Raw genomic sequence first — 2,002 nt, 5'->3', positions numbered from 1 at the left:
TTGTTGCGTAATTCAATGGAACTAAATCAAGAACCTACGATATGAGCAGCTACGTCCACTCTCTCTCGTAGCTCTATGTCTAAACCTCGTTACAAAACAACCAACAGGAAGCAATACAACCAATCGCTCATTAACCGTGGCTCTCTGACTTTTTGGATTGATGAAGAGGCAATAAGCGGTTGGGCGCAAAGCAAACAGAATAAGCGCGGTAGGCCACGTCGATTCAGTGATTTAGCTATCACGACAGCACTCATGAAAAGTCAAAAAACACGAGACGGATGGCAAGCGTAGAGTCTGGCGATGGCGCGTACGACACGAGAGTGTGCCACGCTGCTATTAAGATTAAGCGAGCCGTTGCGCTTATTCCCCCAAGAGAAGGAGCAGCCTTCTGGGAGCGTGGTCACCCTCGAAATCTCGCCGTGGGTTGCCAGAAGTTATACGGCTCAAATAAGTATTTGAAAGAGCGGTATGGATACCACAGACGTTCACTATCAGAAACAGTGATGTATCGAGTAAAACAGTTGTTAGGAGGGCGATTGAGCTTAAGAAATTACAATTCACAGGTGGGTGAAACTTACGCGATGATAAAACCGTTGAACAAGCTTACTGGGTTAGGTATGCCTGAAACTTGTCGTATTGACTAAAAAGCATGAGAAACGGGGAGACTCTGTTTCTAAACTGAATTACGCAACAAAGCCAATAATTATTGCGAAGGTGTAAATAATTTCTTGGCTTAATTAAAATTGATTTACGCTAGAAAGGCATTGTGTCATTAACGCACTATAACTAAATATCTTGATATAACTACTCTAAGTGGCAAAGGGTAGAGCACACATATGAATAATTTAATAAAGCACCGCACGGTTTTCATCACCGTTTGATTTGGATTTACATGGCTCGCACCACGTATAAAGGATTTTGATATTTCTTTGTTGCGTAAATCAGTTGAACTAAGTTATCGGGACCGATTAAGAGAAACGGATGTGCTATTTGGAGAAATAGTACATCACAGCGCTGAAGTGATGACTAAGGTGAGGTCTCAAAAAAGTGAGGTAAGGACGATATCTGTTTTTATTCCTACTGGAAAATACGACAAGTGTTTGCCTTACTTATAGACGTATATACATTAACTTAGAAACTGGCTTGACTGATTTGGGGCTAACTCTAACAAGTTAGAGCTTAATCGAGCGCTTGAGACCATTAATGCTCGTTTTGAAAAAGGGACGCTGACCTTTGGCTCTCAAAAGGGAGTTACAGTGAGCAAGGTGGCAGTATCGATATACCCATTCTAGTGACTTACTGACGGGTAAATGTATTTAAATAATCCTCATTCTTGGCTTCTTATCTCTTAGCTTATTGCTTCTTAGTTTTTTACGTGGGGTGAGAAATAATGAGGTGCTCTTTCCTTAGGCGTGATCCTTCGGGCAAGGCTTTCTCTTGGAGCTTTCATCTATGGCCTAGATTGGCATCACCCTAGTGAGCCACTGCGTGCCGCACCAGAAGGTGCTTCTCTACAAGCTCCTATCGTACAACCCTAAACGCCTGCGCCTCGTCAGTCTTCCTCGTTGCTGTTCGTCGTACCTCCTCACTCATTTCACTGACCTCCATTAAGTTCGAGTAAGGGCTTGTTGCCTTATGTGCCGATTTCCCTTTCGACTTGCATCATTTGATGGGGCTCGCAGGCTGTTTACCGTGCTCGCTCAGAGCCCCAATAACAAGGGTATATGAACGCTTCGCGCCCTTGTTATTGAGAACCATGAGCGCTTGCCGGACAGCCAAGCGGCTCCATAAAAGTGATACTCAAACAAAAAGGAAACTCCTCATGGCACAACGAAACTCAAGCCCAACTCTCTCTAAATCGATGTTCAGCGACCAGCGTTTCGCCGCTGGGCACGAAAGCTCACCAAAAAATGATATCTCCTGTCGGGTCGTTGAACGTGCAGTTCGTTCGACTGTTTCAGCGACGGTTTCAAAAGGACTTATCTGGGTGAATTCAACGGAC

2 pseudogenes are annotated in these 2,002 nt (G+C 44.3%); both read left to right on the top strand.

Features of this window, described 5'->3' with window-relative positions:
• Positions 1-75: 75 nt before the first annotated feature.
• Positions 76-644 (top strand): annotated as a pseudogene (locus AB4496_RS06605) (transposase).
• 1,178 nt (positions 645-1,822) lie between these two features.
• Positions 1,823-2,002, top strand: a pseudogene (locus tag AB4496_RS06600) (hypothetical protein); the annotation flags it as partial.

It is taken from the genome of Vibrio sp. 10N.222.46.A1 (assembly GCF_041473595.1).
GTDB classification, from domain to species: Bacteria; Pseudomonadota; Gammaproteobacteria; order Enterobacterales; family Vibrionaceae; genus Vibrio; species Vibrio tasmaniensis_A.
This window is presented reverse-complemented; position numbering and strand designations above follow the sequence as displayed.